Source organism: Plantibacter cousiniae (nom. nud.) (assembly GCF_977070315.1).
Map to the genome: position 1 here is coordinate 170532 of NZ_CDRVEU010000011.1, position 18584 is coordinate 189115.

20 protein-coding genes are annotated in these 18584 nt (G+C 60.1%); 9 read left to right on the forward strand and 11 right to left on the reverse strand.

The features are described from left to right. Positions 1 to 72 precede the first annotated feature (72 nt). Genes ribBA through nrdR form a run of 4 tightly spaced genes read right to left on the reverse strand, consistent with a single transcriptional unit; the run spans position 73 to position 3535 of the window. A complete protein-coding gene (gene ribBA / locus ACW55A_RS20545) occupies positions 73 to 1164 on the reverse strand; it encodes a bifunctional 3,4-dihydroxy-2-butanone-4-phosphate synthase/GTP cyclohydrolase II (RefSeq protein ID WP_003368927.1) in 1092 nt (363 codons plus the stop codon). Between the two features lie 21 nt (positions 1165 to 1185). Then, complete coding sequence (locus tag ACW55A_RS20550) at positions 1186 to 1848, reverse strand: riboflavin synthase (protein WP_498811522.1); 663 nt, start codon at positions 1846 to 1848, stop codon at positions 1186 to 1188. A gap of 47 nt (positions 1849 to 1895) precedes the next feature. After that, the gene (gene ribD, locus ACW55A_RS20555) at positions 1896 to 3032 is read right to left on the reverse strand and encodes a bifunctional diaminohydroxyphosphoribosylaminopyrimidine deaminase/5-amino-6-(5-phosphoribosylamino)uracil reductase RibD (RefSeq protein ID WP_058397062.1); all 1137 of its coding nucleotides are present in this window, start codon (positions 3030 to 3032) and stop codon (positions 1896 to 1898) included. Positions 3033 to 3037: 5 nt separating this feature from the next. Next, positions 3038 to 3535 carry a transcriptional regulator NrdR gene (gene nrdR, locus ACW55A_RS20560; protein ID WP_003419539.1) on the reverse strand — a complete coding sequence of 166 codons (498 nt, stop codon included), beginning with the start codon at positions 3533 to 3535 and terminating at the stop codon, positions 3038 to 3040. A 143-nt stretch (positions 3536 to 3678) separates the two neighbouring features. On the opposite strand from nrdR, the gene ACW55A_RS20565 reads away from it, so the two are divergent. The 3 genes from ACW55A_RS20565 to trxA all read left to right on the forward strand — a co-directional run bounded on the left by ACW55A_RS20565 (position 3679) and on the right by trxA (position 5898). Then, complete coding sequence (locus tag ACW55A_RS20565) at positions 3679 to 4128, forward strand: hypothetical protein (RefSeq protein ID WP_003368930.1); 450 nt, start codon at positions 3679 to 3681, stop codon at positions 4126 to 4128. Then, positions 4125 to 4778, forward strand: a complete 654-nt coding sequence (locus ACW55A_RS20570) for a class I SAM-dependent methyltransferase (RefSeq protein ID WP_003368932.1) — start codon at positions 4125 to 4127, stop codon at positions 4776 to 4778. Before ACW55A_RS20565 ends, ACW55A_RS20570 begins: the two co-directional genes overlap by 4 nt. 247 nt (positions 4779 to 5025) lie before the next feature. Then, positions 5026 to 5898, forward strand: coding sequence for a thioredoxin (gene trxA, locus ACW55A_RS20575; RefSeq protein WP_046718939.1), 873 nt, complete (start codon positions 5026 to 5028; stop codon positions 5896 to 5898). Positions 5899 to 5952: 54 nt separating this feature from the next. On the opposite strand, the gene ACW55A_RS20580 is transcribed toward trxA, so the two are convergent. Both ACW55A_RS20580 and ACW55A_RS20585 read right to left on the reverse strand, forming a co-directional pair. Next, positions 5953 to 6306, reverse strand: coding sequence for a hypothetical protein (locus ACW55A_RS20580; RefSeq protein ID WP_054081931.1), 354 nt, complete (start codon positions 6304 to 6306; stop codon positions 5953 to 5955). A gap of 61 nt (positions 6307 to 6367) precedes the next feature. Continuing rightward, a complete protein-coding gene (locus ACW55A_RS20585; protein WP_099266512.1) occupies positions 6368 to 6790 on the reverse strand; it encodes a nuclear transport factor 2 family protein in 423 nt (140 codons plus the stop codon). Between the two features lie 299 nt (positions 6791 to 7089). Here ACW55A_RS20585 and ACW55A_RS20590 point away from each other — a divergent pair, with 299 nt between their 5' ends. From ACW55A_RS20590 to ACW55A_RS20610, 5 genes are all read left to right on the forward strand, one after another. After that, a complete protein-coding gene (locus ACW55A_RS20590) occupies positions 7090 to 7677 on the forward strand; it encodes a DUF2796 domain-containing protein (protein ID WP_003368941.1) in 588 nt (195 codons plus the stop codon). Between the two features lie 69 nt (positions 7678 to 7746). Next, positions 7747 to 8457 carry an ABC transporter ATP-binding protein gene (locus ACW55A_RS20595; RefSeq protein ID WP_003368944.1) on the forward strand — a complete coding sequence of 237 codons (711 nt, stop codon included), beginning with the start codon at positions 7747 to 7749 and terminating at the stop codon, positions 8455 to 8457. Between the two features lies 1 nt (position 8458). Then, the gene (locus tag ACW55A_RS20600) at positions 8459 to 9724 is read left to right on the forward strand and encodes an ABC transporter permease (protein ID WP_003368946.1); all 1266 of its coding nucleotides are present in this window, start codon (positions 8459 to 8461) and stop codon (positions 9722 to 9724) included. A 20-nt stretch (positions 9725 to 9744) separates the two neighbouring features. Then, positions 9745 to 10257, forward strand: coding sequence for a DUF3299 domain-containing protein (locus ACW55A_RS20605; protein ID WP_192872438.1), 513 nt, complete (start codon positions 9745 to 9747; stop codon positions 10255 to 10257). A 103-nt stretch (positions 10258 to 10360) separates the two neighbouring features. Continuing rightward, positions 10361 to 11047 (forward strand): OmpW/AlkL family protein, encoded by a 687-nt coding sequence (locus ACW55A_RS20610; protein WP_003368950.1) that lies wholly within the window; start codon positions 10361 to 10363, stop codon positions 11045 to 11047. 276 nt (positions 11048 to 11323) lie between these two features. Here ACW55A_RS20610 and ACW55A_RS20615 read toward each other — a convergent pair whose 3' ends face one another. From ACW55A_RS20615 to ACW55A_RS20630, 4 genes are all read right to left on the reverse strand, one after another. After that, on the reverse strand, positions 11324 to 11818 hold the full coding sequence (locus ACW55A_RS20615; protein ID WP_455809315.1) for a hypothetical protein: 495 nt from the start codon (positions 11816 to 11818) through the stop codon (positions 11324 to 11326). Positions 11819 to 12172: 354 nt separating this feature from the next. Next, a complete protein-coding gene (locus ACW55A_RS20620; protein WP_455809316.1) occupies positions 12173 to 13102 on the reverse strand; it encodes an NAD-dependent epimerase/dehydratase family protein in 930 nt (309 codons plus the stop codon). Then, complete coding sequence (locus tag ACW55A_RS20625; RefSeq protein ID WP_499140628.1) at positions 13095 to 13973, reverse strand: sugar nucleotide-binding protein; 879 nt, start codon at positions 13971 to 13973, stop codon at positions 13095 to 13097. The genes ACW55A_RS20620 and ACW55A_RS20625 overlap by 8 nt, the downstream gene beginning before the upstream one ends. A 159-nt stretch (positions 13974 to 14132) precedes the next feature. After that, positions 14133 to 16451, reverse strand: coding sequence for a mechanosensitive ion channel family protein (locus ACW55A_RS20630; protein ID WP_455809317.1), 2319 nt, complete (start codon positions 16449 to 16451; stop codon positions 14133 to 14135). A 291-nt stretch (positions 16452 to 16742) separates the two neighbouring features. Between ACW55A_RS20630 and ACW55A_RS20635 the strand changes: the two genes are divergently transcribed. Then, a complete protein-coding gene (locus ACW55A_RS20635; RefSeq protein ID WP_065350670.1) occupies positions 16743 to 17561 on the forward strand; it encodes an alpha/beta fold hydrolase in 819 nt (272 codons plus the stop codon). Positions 17562 to 17606: 45 nt separating this feature from the next. On the opposite strand, the gene ACW55A_RS20640 is transcribed toward ACW55A_RS20635, so the two are convergent. After that, entirely contained in the window at positions 17607 to 18455 is an 849-nt protein-coding gene (locus tag ACW55A_RS20640) for an ureidoglycolate lyase (protein ID WP_498811521.1), read from the reverse strand. Positions 18456 to 18584 lie beyond the last annotated feature (129 nt).

Consider the following 18584-nt stretch of genomic DNA (forward strand, 5'->3'; position numbering starts at 1 on the left):
GGCCACGAATCATGCCTGTCAGGCCAAGACCTGCGAAAAAACCATCTTTCACACGCCCCGACCTGCCGGTATTTATTCGGAGGGCACGTATTCTACAACTTCCAGATCGAAACCGGATATCGCATTGAACTTCATCGGCGAACTCATCAGGCGCATTTTGCGCACGCCGAGGTCACGAAGGATCTGCGAACCAGCGCCGACCGTGCTGTAAGTGGTCGGTGTCTTGATGGGTTGCTGACCGGCGGTTTCGCGAATATGAGCCAGCAAGACATCGCCATCCAGCGGGTGACCGAGCAGCAGCACCACACCGCTGCCCGCCTCGTTAACCGCGCGCATGGCGGCGCGCAGGCTCCAGCGGCCGGGCTGGCTGACCATCAGCAGGTCACGCAGCGGGTCCATGTTGTGCACGCGAACCAGCGTGGGCTCTTCGGCGCAGATGGTGCCCAGGGTCAGCGCCAGATGCACGTCGCCCTCGACCGAATCGCGGTAGGTCACCAGGTTGAAACTGCCCAGTTCGCTGTCCATCGGCTGCTCGGCAATCCGCTGAACGGTACGCTCGTGGATCATCCGGTAGTGAATAAGGTCGGCGATGGTGCCGATCTTGATGTCATGTTGCAGGGCAAATGCTTCGAGTTCGGCACGTCGCGACATGGTGCCGTCATCGTTCATGACTTCGCAGATCAGGCCCGTCGGCTCGAAACCGGCCATGCGCGCCAGGTCGCAGGCCGCCTCGGTATGACCGGCACGCGCCAGGGTGCCGCCAGCCTGGGCCATGAGCGGGAAAATATGCCCAGGGCTGACGATGTCTTCAGCTTTCGCGTCCTTGGCAGCGGCAGCCTGCACAGTACGTGCGCGGTCGGCTGCCGAGATGCCGGTGGTCACGCCTTCGGCAGCTTCGATGGAAACGGTGAACTTGGTGCCGAAACCCGAACCGTTGCGCGCTGCCATCAGCGGCAGCTTGAGGGTTTCGCAGCGCTCGCGAGTCATCGGCATGCAGATCAGACCACGGGCGAAACGCGCCATGAAGTTGATGTGCTCGGGCTTCACGCATTCGGCGGCCATGATCAGGTCGCCTTCGTTTTCGCGGTCTTCGTCATCCATGAGGATGACCATCTTGCCCTGGCGAATGTCTTCGACCAGTTCTTCGATACTGTTGAGCGCCACGCGGCACCCCCTTCAATCAATTCAGGATTTGAGGTAGCCGTTCTCGGCCAGGAAGCTTTCGGTGATCGTGCCGTGGCCCGGCTCGGCGGCCTTGTCACCCAGCAGCAGGCGCTCCAGATAACGCGCCAGCAGGTCGACCTCCAGGTTGACCTTACGGCCGGGCTGGTAGTCGGCCATGATCGTTTCGCTCCAGGTATGAGGCACGATGGTCAGTTCGAACTCGGCGCCGTTGACCGAATTGACGGTCAGGCTGGTGCCGTCGACCGTAATCGAGCCTTTGTGGGCGATGTATTTGGCCAGTTCACGTGGCGCACGCACCGTAAACTGAATGGCGCGGGCGTTGTCCGCACGGGCGACGATTTCGCCCACGCCGTCGACATGACCGCTGACCAGATGGCCGCCCAGACGCGTAGTCGGGGTCAGGGCCTTTTCCAGGTTGACCCGGCTGCCGCTCTTGAGGTCGACAAAGGCGGTGACGGTCAGGGTTTCCCGGCTGACATCAGCCCAGAAGCCATCACCGGGCAATTCGACGGCGGTCAGGCATACGCCATTCACGGCAATGCTGTCGCCGAGTTTGACGTCGGTCAGGTCAAGCTTGCCGGTTTCCACATAAACGCGGACGTCGCCGCCTTTCGGAGTCAGGGCGCGGATGCTGCCAAGGGATTCGATAATGCCGGTAAACATGGGTCCTCCGGGAGAACAAGGGCTGCGCGCTAGGCGAAAGCCGGGAATTATACGCCGGGTGTGCGCACAGGGAGAGCGATGACTCGCCAGTCATTACCGACAGCACGCATTTCCACAATGTTCAGCTCAAGTGCCTCGCTCATCTGCGCCAGGGGCAGATCGAGCAGCGGGCGGGCCGATGAGCCGAGAAACTTGCCGGCGATGAAGAGCTGAAATTCGTCGACCAGCCCGAGACGCGCAAAAGCCCCCGCCAGTCGCGGACCGGCCTCGACCAATACTTCATTGACGCCACGCGCGGCGAGTTCGCCCATCAACCTGCGCAGGTCCACATGACCGGCGCTGTCGGCCAGAGCGAGCATTTCGTGGCCCTCTTCCTGATAGCGACCTCGCGCCGACGCAGCAGCACACGTCACGACCAGCGCACTGCCTGCCTGGAAGAACGGTGCATCGAGCGGCACACGCAAACGGCCGTCGATCAACACGCGCAACGGCGGGCGTGCAGCGGCCAGTGAGGTCAGTTCGGCATCGAGCCCCAATTCATCAGGGCGTACGGTGAGACGAGCCTTGTCGGCCAGCACCGTATCGGCGCCGCTCAGCACCACACTCGACTGCGCACGCAGACGCTGCACGGCAGAGCGCGCCTCGGGACCGGTGATCCACTGGCTTTCACCGCTGGCCATCGCCGTGCGGCCATCCAGGCTCATGGCCATCTTGACCCGCACGTACGGCAGGCCGGTTTCCATGCGCTTGAGAAAGCCTTTGTTCAGCGCTCGCGCTTCGCTTTCCAGCACACCACATTGAACGCCGATACCGGCATTCATGAGGCGCAACAGGCCACGGCCGGAGACTTCGGGATTGGGGTCCTGCATCGCAGCGACAACCCGCGCCACTCCGGCTTCGATCAGTGCATCGGCACAGGGCGGTGTGCGCCCCTGGTGACTGCACGGTTCGAGGGTGACGTAAGCGGTCGCGCCTCTGGCCAGCTCGCCAGCCTGGCGCAAGGCATGCACTTCGGCATGCGGCTCACCGGCCCGTACATGCCAGCCTTCGCCAACGATCCGGCCTTCACGCACGATCACGCAGCCGACTCGCGGGTTGGGATGCGTGGAGTACAGCCCCTTGCGCGCCAGCTCGAGTGCTCGCGCCATGTAATGAACGTCGAGAGCCGCCTGTTCAGTCAGCAATGCATTTATTCCTTGCCCGGCTCGCGGGCCAGACGGTCGATTTCTTCACGGAATTCGTTGAGGTCCTGAAAGCGGCGGTACACGGAAGCGAAACGGATGTAGGCCACTTCGTCGAGCTTCTGCAGCTCGGTCATGACCAGCTCACCCACCACCAGCGATTTGACTTCGCGTTCGCCGGTCGCGCGCAGCTTGTGTTTGATGTGAACCAGGGCCGCTTCAAGGCGTTCGACACTCACCGGACGCTTTTCGAGCGCGCGCTGCATACCGGCGCGCAGTTTTTCTTCATCGAAAGGCTGGCGGCTGCCGTCCTGTTTGATCAGACGCGGCAAGACCAGTTCGGCAGTTTCGAACGTAGTGAAGCGCTCGCCGCAGGCCAGGCACTCGCGTCGGCGGCGTACTTGCTCGCCTTCGGCGACGAGGCGGGAGTCGATGACTTTGGTGTCATTGGCACCGCAGAAGGGACAGTGCATGGTGGCTGGCAACGAAAGAATGGGGAGCGCCATGTTAGCGCATCCTGCCGGCAAGACAAGGCTGAGGGTTTACGGTATATAGACGCGCATTAAAGCGGTGTGAAATTGTCCGGGCTCGGTAATACTGCACGCTTGGCGTCACCCAGCCTTTCGAATTTTGCCTTGTGGAGCTCTTGATGACGTTACGCCCCGCTTTTCTACTCTGCTTCATCGGCTTGCTGGCCGCGTGCAGCAGCAATGACGCGCCGAAACCCGTTGCGCCGCCACCGGTCGCACCGTCGATCAAGCTGCCCGCCGGTCCAGGGCCGTTGCAGCCGTACCAGCGAGAAATCAGCGGGCAGTTGCTGGGCGTACCGGCCGGCGCCGAGGTCGAGCTGGCGATGCTGGTCATCGACGAACGCGGACGTCCGCAGAAGCTGCTGACCAACACCCTGCTCAAGGGTAACGGTCAATCATTGCCGTTCCAGCTGCGCTTCAACCCGGAAGCCTTTCCGGTCGGCGGACGCGTCGAGTTGCGTGGCCGTGCCAGCCAGTCCGGGCAGTTGATTCTGCATCTGCCGTCGATGCGCATCGATCAGCCGGTGACTCAGGCCCTGGGGCAGTTGCAGTTCGTCAAGGCGCCATGATCGCTCCGCAACATCTGCAACACGCGCTGAGCGAACTGCTTGGCGACGCCCGGCTGGCAATTACTTCGCTGCCGGGCACAGATCTGAAGCTGTGGCTGATCGACGATGCCAACATGGACCGCGCCTTCAGCCCGGATGAAACGCGGCGCATTCTGGAAGATCCACCGTACTGGTGCTTTTGCTGGGCCAGCGGCCTGGCTCTGGCACGCTTTCTGGCTGAAAACCCGCACTGGGTGGCCGGCAAGCGGGTACTGGATTTCGGTGCGGGCTCGGGTGTGGCGGGCATTGCCGCGCTCAAGGCAGGGGCGCTTGAGGTAGTGGCCTGTGATCTCGACCCACTGGCGCTCGCTGCCTGCCGGGCCAATGCCGAACTCAATCAGGTGCCATTGAGCTACTCGACGGATTTCTTTGCCGAGGCGGACCGCTTCGATCTGATTCTGGTCGCCGACGTGCTCTACGACCGCGCCAACCTGCCGCTGCTGGATCATTTCCTCTCCCGAGGCCGCGAGGCACTGGTGGCCGATTCCCGCGTGCGCGACTTCAGGCACACTGCCTACCAGCGTCTGACGATGCTGCATGCGCACACCCTGCCGGACCTGGCCGAACCGCACGAGTTTCGCGACGTGAGCCTCTATCACGCGGCGCGGTGAGCGCTCAGCCAGACGGTCTCTGCAGGAGCGAACTTGTTCGCGAAGACGGTCGTTCAAACGTTAAATCCCTTGGAACTCTCCACCCCTTTCACGAACAAGCGAGGCGTCGCCCGGCTCGCTCCCGCGGCCTTCGGCCAGCATCAGGAGCAATGAGTGCGGGAACGATCATGTCCAATAGACGACGCCGCTTTCAGCATTGTCCTGCGGGCTTTATAGTTGGCAGCATTCAGATTCTTCGAGACGTGCAATGAGCCAGGAAACTGCTTACATTTTCGACGCAACCGCCGCGAACTTCGATCAACTGGTGATCGACAAGTCCTTCGACCAGCCCGTGCTCGTCGATTTCTGGGCCGAGTGGTGTGCGCCCTGCAAGGTCTTGATGCCCCTGCTGCAGCAAATCACCGAGAGTTATCAGGGCGAGTTGCTGCTGGCCAAGGTCAATTGCGACATCGAGCAGGACATCGTGGCGCGCTTCGGCATTCGCAGCCTGCCTACCGTGGTGCTGTTCAAGGACGGCCAGCCGGTGGATGGCTTTGCCGGTGCACAGCCCGAGTCGGAAATCCGCAAGATCCTCGAACAACACGTAGTCATGCCGCCACCGCCAGCCGCCGACCCGCTCAAGCAGGCACAGATGCTGTTTGCGGAAAGTCGTTTCGCCGAAGCCGAAGCACAGCTCAAGGTGCTGTTGGGCGAAGACAACACCAATGGCGCCGCGCTGATTCTGTATGCGCGCTGCCTGGCCGAACGGGGCGAACTGAGCGAAGCCAAGGCCGTGCTAGATGCGGTCACCGGTGATGCACACAAGGCAGAACTGGCAGGTGCCAAGGCCCAGCTGACGTTCCTCGCGCAAGCCGCGACCCTGCCGGACGCCGCCGAACTGAAAAGCCGTCTTGCACAAAACCCTCAAGACGATGAAGCGGCACTGCAACTGGCGATTCAGCAGTTGTCGCGTCAACAGTACGAAGCTGCGCTCGAGGGCCTGCTCAAGCTGTTCATCCGCAATCGCAATTACGCCGAGGGCCTGCCGCACAAGACGCTGCTGCAAGTATTCGACCTGCTGGGCAACGACCATCCGCTGGTCACGGCGTACCGTCGCAAGCTGTTTGCCGCGCTGTACTAATGTACAAAGCAACAGGCACCGCTCGGGTGCCTGTTGTTGCCGAGCACAGTCAGGTCATGTCGCTTCGACCCAACTGTACAGCGGCGCATCTCCGCCGCTCTCGACTTTCACGTTCGCCGAGTGGCGCAAGCGCACCAGTAGATGCTTGCCCGCTGCGGTGCTGCCCGCCAACCCTTCCAGTTGCCCCAACAGATCCGGCCCACTCATCTGCCCGGCCTTGTACAGCAATTCCTGAGCGACTTGCCAGAGCCTGTCGTCCTGATTGAGCGGCTTGTTCTCGGCCACGGCGGCGGGTACCTCCGGGGCGGCTGCCTTGAGCTGCGCGCCCAGTTGCGCCCAGTCCCCTTCGTCCAGTTCAAGGGTCAAATCCACCGGCCATTGGCCTACGGTTCCACGAATACGCAACATGATGTGCACCTGTTGACAGTCAGGCGTACATGCTCCCACAGGCTGGCGCGCATTCCCATGATCAACCGTAACGCCACGGGTTGAGGACCGGTTCCTTGCCGTTCATGAAATTGCCAAGCGCCCGCACGTCGTAGACGTTTTCCCAGTACTCGATAATTCGGCCATCGCGGAACCGCCACAGGCCGCAAAACGGCATGATGATTTTCCTGCCCCCGCAGTTAGCGCGCATCTCGCCCAGCACCGAGCCGAAGTGATCGTTGGCGACGATGTCGTGGACATCCATGTACAGGGTCTGATGCGTCCGCCTGATCAGATTGATCTGGTGGGAAAGTACTGCCTCCCGGCCGATGGCTATGGACAACCCACCGCCAGCGCCTTGATCCGCCTTGTGCAGCACGATGTCAGCGTCGGCGAATTCGGTGATACGTTCCATATCCTTGTACACAGCACGCAGGACTTCCCTGTTCGAATGGAGCTTGTTCATGAGTATCTTCCCTGATGTCGCACTCGGCCCAGGTCGAGCGCAGGCCCTGGCTGGGATGAAAACCTTCCTGCGCATCCGGAGCAGGTGTAGCGATTTTCATCTTCCAGAGTAGGACTTGATGACGCTAAGTGTGAGACTACTTAGGCATAAGCACCTGACCGGGTATTCCCGATAAGACCGTCAATAGCGCTTTGCTGAAGCCCGGTCTTCTGGCGCCTGGATAAAAACACGTCCACGCAGGTCGCCACTTGTTATAAGATCACATAACAGTTTTTCCGATTATTGTTCTGGAGCCCGCTATGCGCCGTCTGCTACTCGCCCTGCCTTTCGCCCTGTTACCACTCGTTGCTGCGCACGCTGCCGAAGAACACGACCACGATCATGGCGATGAACATGGCAGCCTGGGTGCGCACGAGCACGGCGTAGGACGCCTGGATGTGGTGCTGGAAGGCAAGACGCTGGAGTTCGAATTTGACAGCCCGGCCATGAACATCGTCGGTTTCGAGCACGTTGCGACCTCGGATGAAGACAAGGCCAAAGTCGCCAAGGCCCGTGAGTTGCTGCTCAAGCCCAACGCCTTGTTCAGCATTGCCGATGCCGCCAATTGCTCGGCCACTTCGGTGAAGCTGGAAAGCCCGCTGTTTGGCGACAAGGATGACGATCACGATGAACATGCCAAGGACGGCGAAGCCGATCATCATGAGCACAGCGAAATTCACGGTCACTACAAGTTCGTCTGTGACGCACCGGCCATTCTGAAGAAGCTCGACCTGTCGCAAATCTTCATAACCTTTCCCGACACCAAGAAGCTTCAGGTACAACTGATTTCGCCAGGTGGCCAGTCAGGCGCAGAAGTGATCGCAGCCAACCCGACGCTGAAATTCTGATCGCACCCTGCGGTACAACGACCGGGCCTGGCCCGGTCTTTTAATTTCCAACCGAGCGTGAGTCAGCCCATGACCCAAGCACTGATCGAACTGTCGGACCTGCGCTTCAACTGGCCCGGCCATCCGCAACTGCTGGACATCCCCGAATTCCGTCTGCAAAGCGGCGAAACCCTGTTCCTCAAAGGCCCCAGCGGTAGCGGCAAAACCACATTGCTGGGCCTGCTGGGCGGTGTGCAAAAGCCGGTCAGCGGCAGCATTCGCCTGTTGAACCAGGAACTGTCGGCCCTCTCTTCGGCCGCGCGTGATCGCTTTCGCGTCGATCACACTGGCTACATCTTCCAGCAGTTCAATCTGCTGCCGTTTTTATCGGTGCGGGAAAACATCGAACTGCCCTGCCACTTTTCCAGCGTGCGTGCCGAACGTGCCAGACAACGCCACGGCAGCGTCGAGAAAGCCACCACCACCCTGCTTGCCCACCTGGGTCTGAAAGACCCGGCGATGCTGGCACGCCGCGCCGACTCGCTGTCCATCGGCCAACAGCAGCGTGTCGCTGCCGCCCGAGCGCTGATCGGTCAACCGGAGCTGGTGATTGCCGACGAACCTACGTCTGCGCTGGACGCAGACTCGCGCGAGGCGTTCATTCGCCTGTTGTTCGCCGAGTGCCGCGAGGCCGGGGCCAGCCTGCTGTTCGTCAGTCATGACCAGAGCCTGGCACCGCTGTTTGATCGCAATCTGTCGCTGAGCGACCTGAATCGCGCCGCCGTCGCCGTGGAGATTTGAGATGTATCTGTTTCGTCTGGCCATGGCCAGCCTGGCCAATCGCCGTTTCACCGCGTTCCTCACTGCCTTCGCCATTGCCCTGTCGGTTTGCCTGTTACTGGCCGTCGAGCGGGTACGCACCGAAGCCCGCTCCAGCTTCGCCAGCACCATCAGCGGCACCGACCTGATCGTCGGTGCGCGCTCCGGCTCGATCAACCTGTTGCTGTACTCGGTGTTCCGCATCGGCAATGCCACCAACAACATTCGCTGGGACAGCTTCGAGCACTTCGCCAACAGCAAGCAGGTCAAGTGGGCGATCCCGGTTTCGCTGGGCGACTCCCATCGTGGCTACCGGGTGATGGGCACCAGTGAAGCGTATTTCGAGCATTATCAGTTCGGCCGCCAACAGCACCTGGAGATGGCCGAAGGACGCGAGTTCAAGACCGATCCCTTTGAAGTGGTGCTGGGTTCGGAGGTCGCCAAGGCGCTGCATTACAAGCTGGGCGACAAGCTGGTCCTGGCGCACGGTGTCGCCGCGATCAGTCTGGTCAAGCATGACGACAAACCGTTCACCGTGGTCGGCATCCTCAAGCCGACCGGTACGCCGGTGGACCGCACGCTGCATATCAGTCTGGGCGGCATGGAGGCCATTCATATCGACTGGCACAACGGCGCCCCGGCACGCGGCAACGAGCGCATCTCAGCCGATCAGGCGCGCAATATGGACCTGACGCCGACTGCGATCACTGCCTTCATGCTGGGCTTGAACAGCAAGATTTCCACCTTCAGCCTGCAACGCGAGATCAACGAATACCGTGGTGAGCCGATGCTGGCGATTCTGCCCGGCGTGGCACTGCAGGAGCTGTGGAGCCTGATGGGCACAGCGGAAAAGGCGCTGTTCGTGATTTCGCTGTTCGTGGTACTGACCGGGCTGATCGGCATGCTGACCGCAATTCTTACCAGCCTCAATGAACGGCGTCGGGAAATGGCCATCCTGCGCTCGGTCGGCGCGCGTCCCTGGCATATCGCAAGTCTGCTTATACTCGAAGCCTTCGCCCTCGCGCTGGCGGGTGTCATCAGCGGCCTTGCGCTGCTCTATATCGGCATCTTCGTGGCCCGCGACTACGTGCTCGACAACTACGGTCTGTACCTGTCGTCTATGCCACCTGGCCAATATGAATGGACATTGCTCGGTGCCATTCTCGGCTGCGCGCTGTTGATGGGAACCGTGCCAGCCTGGCGAGCCTACAGGCAGTCACTGGCCGATGGACTGTCGATTCGTTTATGAGGACCTTCATGATGCGGCGCATGCTACTCACTCTGCTGTTCTCGGTTACCACTCAAGTGTGGGCCGCCGAGCCGCGTGAGCTGACCTGGAATGACATGATTCCACCCGATGCACCTGTGGTGAAGCCGGTAACGACTCCGCTTCACGATATGTCCAAGCTGTCCGATGCACTGGCCATGGAGGCAGCGCCTGCGGCCCACCAACTGGCGCCGCATGCGCCGGTGGTCAAGGCACTGGACGGCAAACTGGTGCGTTTACCGGGCTACATCGTGCCGCTCGAGGTCAGTGAGGAAGGCCGGGTGACGGAGTTTTTGCTGGTGCCGTATTTCGGCGCCTGCATCCATGTGCCGCCGCCACCGGCGAACCAGATCGTGCATGTCACGAGCGAGCTGGGTGTGAAGGTCGATGAGCTGTATCAGCCGTACTGGATCGAAGGACCGATGCAGGCCAAGTCGTCTTCCAGCGAACTGGCAGAAGCGGGTTATCAGATGCAGGCAGACAAGATTCTTGTCTACGAGTTGCCGGATTCATAAGGATCACGAGGTTCCCAGCGATTTCATTGAGCTGAGTCAAAGTCGCCGCTCGACAGCGCTTTAACATTACGCCCATAAATTTTGACTGATCTCTGGAGCCTCCATGCACAAGCATCTGCTACGCGCGTCCCTTGTCGCGCTTGCCCTCACCGCCCCGGTCGCGGCACACGCCTACGAGCCTGGCGACTTCATCGTTCGCGCCGGTGTCGCGCACGTTCAGCCCAATGAAGACAGCGGCGAAGTGCGCCTCGACGGCACCAAGGTTTCTGGCACCAAAGCGACTGTCGACGGCGAAAACCAGCTGGGCCTGACCTTCGCCTACATGCTGACTCAGCACGTCGGCATCGAGCTGCTGGCCGCCACACCGTTCAGCCACACTGTGTCGGTCAAAGGCCTCGGGCCTGGCCTGGATGGCAAGCTGGCCGATATCAAACAACTGCCGCCGACGCTGTCGTTGCAATACTACCCGATGGAACCGTCGTCGAAATTCCAGCCGTACGCTGGCGTGGGCATCAACTACACCACGTTCTTCGATACCGACCTGACCGGCAACCGCAAGGATCAGGGCTTCAGCAACCTCAAGCTCAAGGACTCGGTCGGTCTAGCCGCACAGCTGGGCATGGATTACATGATCACCGACAACGTACTGCTCAACGCCTCGGTCTGGTACGTCGACATCGATACCAAAGCAACCGTGGACGGCCCGTCAGCCCTGGCCGTCGGCAAGACCAAGGTCGACGTGGACATCGACCCGTGGGTGTACATGGTGGGTGTGGGTTACAAGTTCTGACCTGAACGTCTTAAGCGCCACAAGCACAAAGGCACCCTTATTGGGTGCCTTTGTTTTTTGCGGGAGCTGCTGACGCTCGTGCCAGTGCACCACGCTTGTCGGTTCTCAACAGTTCGCGGATGAGCAGAGCATCTTTCGATCTGCTCTTCCCCCCAAGTGGTGAAGCTGTATCAAAGAAACTCAAGCCCTGTTCAAGTTGCCTCTTCGCACCTCGAAAAACTGCCTTGAGGAGGTAAAATGGCCAGACTCTTGAACGTATTTTCGGGCCGAAGCTTATTATGCCTGCTCGACAGTATCCTCAATTCTGAATACGCCATCACCGACATAAGTGATCGCCAGCGGCTTATCATCGTCAATTCCCTCTGGCAATTTCAGGTCGTAATTAGCCGTCAGGAACTGCTCCGGAATCATCGGCTCAACTATGCCCGAGGAACGAAGAAAGGTGCTGATGCCGTACACCAGCACACCTACGGAAGCGATAGGACCTGGGTAAAGTTGAAGAAACTGAAGAAACGTTAGCCCGGTCAGATAGTCGATACGAACAGTGCCAGGGCCAAATATGATAAAAGCGCCCCCAACTACAAACAGCAGCAACCCAATAAGACTCAAGAAGAGTGACGTCAAAATGACCGGTGCGCTATCGGTTTCCTTTTCAGTAGAAAGATAAGCCAAATATGCTTCAATAAAGCCCGGTACTGCGATCTCTCCCGGCACTTGGTGCACGTTGACCTCGCCGAGATTTTCTACCTCTAGTTCATCTTCGTCTTGCATGCCATGCGTCCTTCATAAGAATGACGATGGATACTAGAAGCCATTGAAATTGCTGAACACCTTAAAATCATCAATTACAAAAAATGCAGAATGCTCCTACATATTCGGAAGCTAAATCCTGCGCAACCAGCCAATAGATCTCACACCAGCGTTGGGCCGCAGGCAATTGGTAGCTGACACCATTTGCCGAAACAGGCAGTAAAACCCGTGCAGACGGTGCATCAGTGTAATCGAGGCCGCATATTCCAAAGCCTCAGTCCATCGCAGTTGTCATAGCCTCCCATGCTCTGGTGCATAAGCACCTTCTTCAGGGCTGATTGAGGCACGGATAACGACAAGCACTTAGCGCGGGACTCACTGTCCCATCAACAACTCAAGCCCACGCAACAGTGGCGTTGGCTCGTCGATGGTGAAGTGCTCCAGCAAGCGCTGGTTGCTCGCGCGGGAATGTTTGATGTCGCCCGAGCGCGGTGCCTGATAGCTGACTTCCGGCTGTTTGCCGACCACTTGCGAGAGTGCCGACAGCAACTCATTGAGCGACGTGGTCTTGTTCAGGCCGACGTTGATCGCGCCTTCGATGGCGCTGTCTCGTAACAGAGCCTGCAGCAGCAGCTTGAGCAGATCGCCCACGTAGTAGAAATCCCGCGTCTGCTCACCATCGCCAAACACACTGATCGGCAGGCCTTTGCGGATACGCTCGGCAAAGATGCTGATCACGCCGGAGTACGGCGACGATGGGTCCTGGCGTGGCCCGAAAATGTTGAAGAAGCGGAAAATCACCGGTTCCAGGCCATGCTGGCGACGGTAGAAATCCAGGTAGTGCTCGCTGGCCAGCTTGTCCGAGGCGTAAGGGGTCAGCGGTGCCTTGGTGGTGTCCTCGGTGATCGCTTCGCCCTCACCGTTGTTGCCGTACACCGCCGCGCTGGAAGCAAAGATCACCCGTTTGATGCCCGCTTCGCGCATGGCCTCGCAGACATTCAACGTGCCGATGAAGTTGCTCTGGTGGGTGCGCACCGGGTCGTCTACCGACGCCTGCACCGAGGCCACTGCCGCAAGGTGCACGACGGCCTTGCAACCCTGCGCCGCGCGCTTGACCAGGTCGGCATCGGCCACGTCCCCTTCGATCAGTTCGACCCGCGGGTTATCGAGCGGCAAATTGCTGCGCTTGCCTGCCGAGAGGTTGTCGAGGATGCGCACGGCCTGCCCACTGGCAAGCAATGCGTCGGTCAGGTGCGAGCCAATAAAACCCGCACCTCCAGTGATCAGAACAGGAGCGTCAGACATGTCGATAATACCGATCCAGCAGGCTTGGCAGACCGGCCCGCCAGGCGCGGGGCTTGATGCCGAAAGTGTGGAGAATTTTCTTGCAGGCCAAGACCGCGTGCTGCGGTTCTTCGCCTGCATCGGGGCGCGCGGCGTGGGCCTGCGCAGTGGGCGATTCGATGGCCAGCGCGTGCAGCAGACGCGCTTCGGTGAGCACTGCCTGCCCCAGCGCCAGCGGCGTGGTCGCCTCGTGTCCGGCGTAGTGGTAGGTGCCCCACAGCGGCGCTTCGCAATCGAGTTGCTTGATGACCGAAATGATCACCCGCGCCGCATCGTCGACCGGCGTCGGGTTGCCGCGACGATCGTCGGCGAGCAGCAGCTCTCCGGGTTCTTTCGCACGCGAGAGAAAGCGGCCCAGCACACCATCGGTGCTGTCATCCAGCAGCCAGCCGAAACGCACCAGCACATGTTGCGGGCAGGTCGCACGAACACTTTGCTCGATACGCCACAGGGCCTGACCGCGCAGGCCCAGAGGTACAGGCTCGTCTTTTTCGCTGTAGGCCGTCGCGCGGGAACCATCGAACACACGATAGCTGGACGGCTGAACCAGCGTGATGTTGTGGTGCTGACAGAGTTCGGCAAGACGCTCGACAGAGCGCTCCTGATGAGTCAGGCGCGCTTCACTCACGGTCTCCGCCTGAAACCAGTCGAAGTAGTAAGCAAGGTTGATCAGGGCATCGGGACGGGTGTCATCAAGCAGTTGCGTAAGGCTCGCCACGTCCCAGCCGTCTTGCGGTGGACGTGGTGCGAGGAAACCAATGTCTTCCTCGGCACCCAGACGAATCAGCGCCTGCCCGAGGGCATTCCCGCCGCCCAACAGCATAAGGCGCATTCGCATAGAGTCAGCAGGCTCGGTATCAGATAATCAAACGAACAATTGAAAAACGCCTGCAAACATAACACGTTGCCTGCCAACCCCCAACAGTTGCGCATGCTGGCGGGTTAATGACGCCGCGACAAAGCGTTGCAGCGTCCGCGCATGTCGGTTGAGTTACTGAGCGGCCGGGCCCGGCGTGCTGTTGCCCTTGGACAGACTGAGCGGCGCAGGCGCAGGCGCAGAAGGTGTCGCCATGGCAGGGTCCGAGGGCGCGGGTGGCCCTTCGGCTTCGACGCCAGCCTGCGGATTATTGAAGCCCGGCCCCATGACCATCTGTGGATAAGTCTGCGCAAAGCGTACGCTCGGATTCTTGTCCACAAGCCGCTTGAGGCGCTCGTTGAACGCACGTCCCACCGCGTACTGACCGCCCGAAGAGGTACGAAATTGCGCGGTCAGCACCACGCCGTTGAGGTCCATGCGGTCGACGCCGAAGACCTCCAGCGGTCCCTGCAGGTTGTGCTTGAGCAGAATGTCTTCGCTGATCGACTGGCCGGTCTCGCGGATCAGCGCCAGTGCGTCATCGATGTCCGAGTCATAGGTGAACTGCACCGAGAAGAACGCATAAGCGAATTGCCGCGACTGGTTGGTAACGGCCTTGATCTGCCCGAACGGCACCGAGTGCACGAACCCCTTGCCGTCACGCAGGCGCACGGTGCGAATGGTCAGGCTTTCCACCGACCCGGAATGGCCGGTGCTCAGCACCACCCAGTCGCCCACCGAAAAGGTGTCCTCGATGATGATGAACAGGCCGGTGATCACGTCCTGCACCAGTTGCTGCGAACCGAAACCGATGGCCAGACCGACGACCCCGGCACCCGCCAGCAGTGGTGCCACGTTGATGCCCAGGTTGGCCATGGTGGTGATCGCACAGATCACTACCAGAATGATTTTTACCGCATTGCGCAGCAGCGGCAGAATGGTTTTGACCCGAGTGCTTGGCTGGCGACCGCTGCGATGATTGACCGGCGGTTTCAGGGCTTCCTGAATGGCGGTGTCGAGCACCACCCACAATAGCCAGGTGACGACGAAGATCAGACCGATGCTGCTCAGTGAATCACTGATTACCCGGCCAAGGGTGTTGCGCTGGGCAAACTCGAACATCGAGAAGCCCCAGATACGGCCCAGGATCTCGATGAACCCGATGGCCAGCGCGATACGCAGCACCGCATACACCAGGCTCAACAGACGCGCCTTGTACACATGCCCGCCGCGACCCAGGGTCTCGGTCGGTTTGAACAGGTGCTGGAACACGGTGCTGAGGAACACCGTGGCAATCAGCAGAATGGTGGTGAACAACGCACAACGCAGCGCTTGCTGACTGTCCTCACCGGCACCGATGAGGTTGATCGCCGAGACCAGAATCATCAGCAGGATCGGCAGGTGCCACAGTTTGGAGAATATCTTCAACGACTGTTGCAGCGCGGGCCGTTGCAGGCGACTGCTCAATGAGCGGTTACGGATCAGGTGGGCCACCGGGCGACGCACCTTGATGATCAGCATGCAGAACACCACCGAGGCGAACAGCCCGGTAAACACCGCAACACTGGTGGTGACGTTACTGCCCAACTGGCGGGCGATCTGCGGACTGGTCAGCGCGTCACTCAGCGCCGCAAGGAAGCCGACCACGAACAGTGGCCTTGGCGCGTAACGGCGAATCATGCGCACGGCGGCACGCTTGTGGCCGAAATTGAACATCACGATCACGCAGAGCAGCACCGAAGTCGAGACGATGCCGCTGCTGGTTGCATACGCGAAACACAGTGCTAGCGCACGGCCTACCGAAGACGGCATGAAATGGCTGACGTAAAGGGTTAACGGCAGGCAGACGATGGCTGGCAGGGTAAATGGCAACACGTACTTGAGCAGCGCCTGACTGCGTGCGCGCACCCGCATGAACGGTGTGCGGCACAAGCGTACGGCGAGAAAACGACCCAGCGTGGTCAGAACCGCAAACGATGCGATCCATACAAAAGACAGGGCGAGGAAGTCCCCGGCGACGCTCCATGGGGAACGAGTAGTGCGTTTGTTGACCAGCTTTTCCAGCTCGTCGGCGGCACGATCGGCACGCAGTTGCCAGGCGTCGAACAGATTGTCATCCAGGTTGAGCTTTTCCTGGACGTCATCAATGCTGGTACTGATGGCACCGAGTAACCCGCCCTGCACCAGCAACTCGGGAGCCTCGGCCGCAGGCTCTGCACCATCAGCCGGTTTCGCATCGGCCTTGTCCTTGTCCGCCGCCTTGTCATCCGCTTTCGGGGCGGGTTTGTCAGTAGCCTTTGGGTCGGCTTTGGGGTCAGCCTTTTCAGCAGCCTTGTCATCTGCCGGCACCGCCGCGCCCATTGGTAATGCAGGTACATCGGCCGCCTGGAGATTGAAACTGCCTGCGAATAACAGCAGACCCGAAAGGATCAAGATTTTCAGCTGAGACGCCACGCAGTTCTCTCCTTCAATGGGCAAGTCAAACCATGGACAGGGCAAGGCAAGCCTCGCCCCCAATGAACTGATTCCCGTATGCGCGGCAAGTTCGGTTTCGGCAGGGAAATACGATGAGGCAATGTTTCAGAAAACCGCGGTTGGGCAGTACGCTCAGTCTTCTCGACTGAACTATGCAAAACCCTCACTGCCGGAATTATCGGGAGCTGCCGAAGGCGTGCACCCGCCTGCGCACCAAAGCGCTCGCCCGATAACCCCAACATCGAGAACCTGACATCGAGAGGAATCTGCATGAGCACGTTCAACACCAAAGATGGCACCGAGATCTATTACAAGGATTGGGGCACGGGCAAACCGGTCCTGTTCAGCCACGGCTGGCCGCTGGATGCGGACATGTGGGAATACCAGATGGAATACCTGAGCAGCCGGGGCTATCGCACCATCGCCTTCGACCGCCGCGGGTTCGGTCGTTCCGGTCAGCCGTGGACCGGCTATGACTATGACACCTTCGCTGACGACATCGCCGATCTGATCGAACACCTCGATCTGCGCGACGTGACACTGGTGGGTTTCTCCATGGGCGGCGGTGACGTCACGCGCTATATCGCCAAACATGGCAGCAAGCGGGTGGCCAAACTGGCGTTGCTGGGCTCGGTCACACCGTTCTTCCTCAAGACCGCTGACAACCCGGAAGGCGTCGACCAGTCCGTATTCGATAGCATCATGGCAGGCCTGCTCAAGGACCGCGCCCAGTTCATCAGCGACTTCGCCAGCACGTTCTATGGCATAAACCACGGCCAGAAAGTCTCCGAAGGCGTACAGACGCAAACGCTGAACATCGCCCTGCTCGCCTCCCTCAAGGGCACGCTGGATTGCGTGACAGCGTTCTCCGCAACCGACTTCCGCCCGGACATGGCAAAAATCGATGTGCCGACCCTGGTGATTCATGGTGACGATGATCAGGTGGTGCCGTTCGAAGCCTCGGGCAAACGGGCTGCTGCGATGATCAAGGGTGCCGAACTTAAGGTGTATTCAGGAGCACCGCACGGGTTTGCAGTGACCCATGCAGAGACGCTTAACAAAGACCTGCTGGCGTTTGTACAGGGCTGATGACTGGTGTGACAGGGAGCCGACTGACTCCCTGCTGGCAGCGGGTCAGTCGGCCGGAACGGTCAACTGATTCTGCTCGCCCAGCCCCGTGATCCCCAGACGCATGCGTTGCCCTGTACGCAGGAAGACAGGTTGTGGCTTCACGCCCAGTCCCACACCCGGCGGTGTCCCCGTCGAGATGACATCGCCTGGTTGCAGGCTCATGCAACGGCTCAGGTAGGCGATCAGTTGCGGCACACTGAAAATCAACGTGCGCGTATTGCCATTCTGATAACGATGGCCATCCACTTCCAGCCACAGGTCGAGCGAGTGAGGATCGGCAATCTCGTCGCGAGTCACCAGCCACGGACCTAAAGGGCCGAAGGTATCGAAGCCTTTGCCCTTGTCCCAGGTCCCGCCGCGCTCAAGCTGCCATTCGCGCTCGGACACATCATTGATCACGCAATACCCGGCTACATGCTCCATGGCATCGGCTTCGTCGATGTAACGTCCGCCCTTGCCGATGATCACGCCCAGCTCGACCTCCCAGTCGGTCTTGAGCGAACCACGGGGAATCTGGACCTCATCGTTGGGACCGCAAATAGCACTGGTCCAATTGTTGAAGATGATCGGTTCCTTCGGCACGTCCATCTGCGACTCTGCCGCGTGGTCAGCGTAGTTCAAGCCTATGCAGATGAATTTGCCGACCTGCCCGACACACGCCCCGATGCGTGGTTGGCCCGAAACCAGCGGCAGGCTGGCAGGATCGATTGCCGCCAGACTCGCCAGACTGGCCGGGCTCAGTGCCTCGCCCGCGATATCCCTGATGTGCGCAGACAGGTCGCGGATCTGGTTGTTGGCATCCAGCAGCCCGGGTTTCTCCAAGCCTTTTTCACCGTAACGTAGCAATTTCATCGAGTTCTCCCGTTTCTGTCCAAGGTGTGAACCGCGGATCAAGAGGGTGACGCCCTGTTGCCCAGCCTGCGCGGCAATACGTTTTCGTGTCAGTACGAACCTGGCAAGTCAGGACAGATAGCATTGCAG

What these genes read in the sequence shown, in the direction of transcription:
- ACW55A_RS20605 (WP_192872438.1), top strand. Translation starts at nt 9,745, where the DNA reads ATGCTACTCACTCTGCTGTTCTCGGTTACCACTCAAGTGTGGGCCGCC.
- ACW55A_RS20595 (WP_003368944.1), top strand. Translation starts at nt 7,747, where the DNA reads ATGACCCAAGCACTGATCGAACTGTCGGACCTGCGCTTCAACTGGCCC.
- ACW55A_RS20550 (WP_498811522.1), bottom strand. Translation starts at nt 1,848, where the DNA reads ATGTTTACCGGCATTATCGAATCCCTTGGCAGCATCCGCGCCCTGACT.
- ACW55A_RS20600 (WP_003368946.1), top strand. Translation starts at nt 8,459, where the DNA reads ATGTATCTGTTTCGTCTGGCCATGGCCAGCCTGGCCAATCGCCGTTTC.
- ACW55A_RS20635 (WP_065350670.1), top strand. Translation starts at nt 16,743, where the DNA reads ATGAGCACGTTCAACACCAAAGATGGCACCGAGATCTATTACAAGGAT.
- ACW55A_RS20590 (WP_003368941.1), top strand. Translation starts at nt 7,090, where the DNA reads ATGCGCCGTCTGCTACTCGCCCTGCCTTTCGCCCTGTTACCACTCGTT.
- ACW55A_RS20620 (WP_455809316.1), bottom strand. Translation starts at nt 13,102, where the DNA reads ATGTCTGACGCTCCTGTTCTGATCACTGGAGGTGCGGGTTTTATTGGC.
- ACW55A_RS20570 (WP_003368932.1), top strand. Translation starts at nt 4,125, where the DNA reads ATGATCGCTCCGCAACATCTGCAACACGCGCTGAGCGAACTGCTTGGC.
- trxA (WP_046718939.1), top strand. Translation starts at nt 5,026, where the DNA reads ATGAGCCAGGAAACTGCTTACATTTTCGACGCAACCGCCGCGAACTTC.
- ACW55A_RS20585 (WP_099266512.1), bottom strand. Translation starts at nt 6,790, where the DNA reads ATGAACAAGCTCCATTCGAACAGGGAAGTCCTGCGTGCTGTGTACAAG.
- ACW55A_RS20625 (WP_499140628.1), bottom strand. Translation starts at nt 13,973, where the DNA reads ATGCGCCTTATGCTGTTGGGCGGCGGGAATGCCCTCGGGCAGGCGCTG.
- ACW55A_RS20565 (WP_003368930.1), top strand. Translation starts at nt 3,679, where the DNA reads ATGACGTTACGCCCCGCTTTTCTACTCTGCTTCATCGGCTTGCTGGCC.
- ACW55A_RS20580 (WP_054081931.1), bottom strand. Translation starts at nt 6,306, where the DNA reads ATGTTGCGTATTCGTGGAACCGTAGGCCAATGGCCGGTGGATTTGACC.
- ACW55A_RS20615 (WP_455809315.1), bottom strand. Translation starts at nt 11,818, where the DNA reads ATGCAAGACGAAGATGAACTAGAGGTAGAAAATCTCGGCGAGGTCAAC.
- nrdR (WP_003419539.1), bottom strand. Translation starts at nt 3,535, where the DNA reads ATGGCGCTCCCCATTCTTTCGTTGCCAGCCACCATGCACTGTCCCTTC.
- ACW55A_RS20640 (WP_498811521.1), bottom strand. Translation starts at nt 18,455, where the DNA reads ATGAAATTGCTACGTTACGGTGAAAAAGGCTTGGAGAAACCCGGGCTG.
- ACW55A_RS20610 (WP_003368950.1), top strand. Translation starts at nt 10,361, where the DNA reads ATGCACAAGCATCTGCTACGCGCGTCCCTTGTCGCGCTTGCCCTCACC.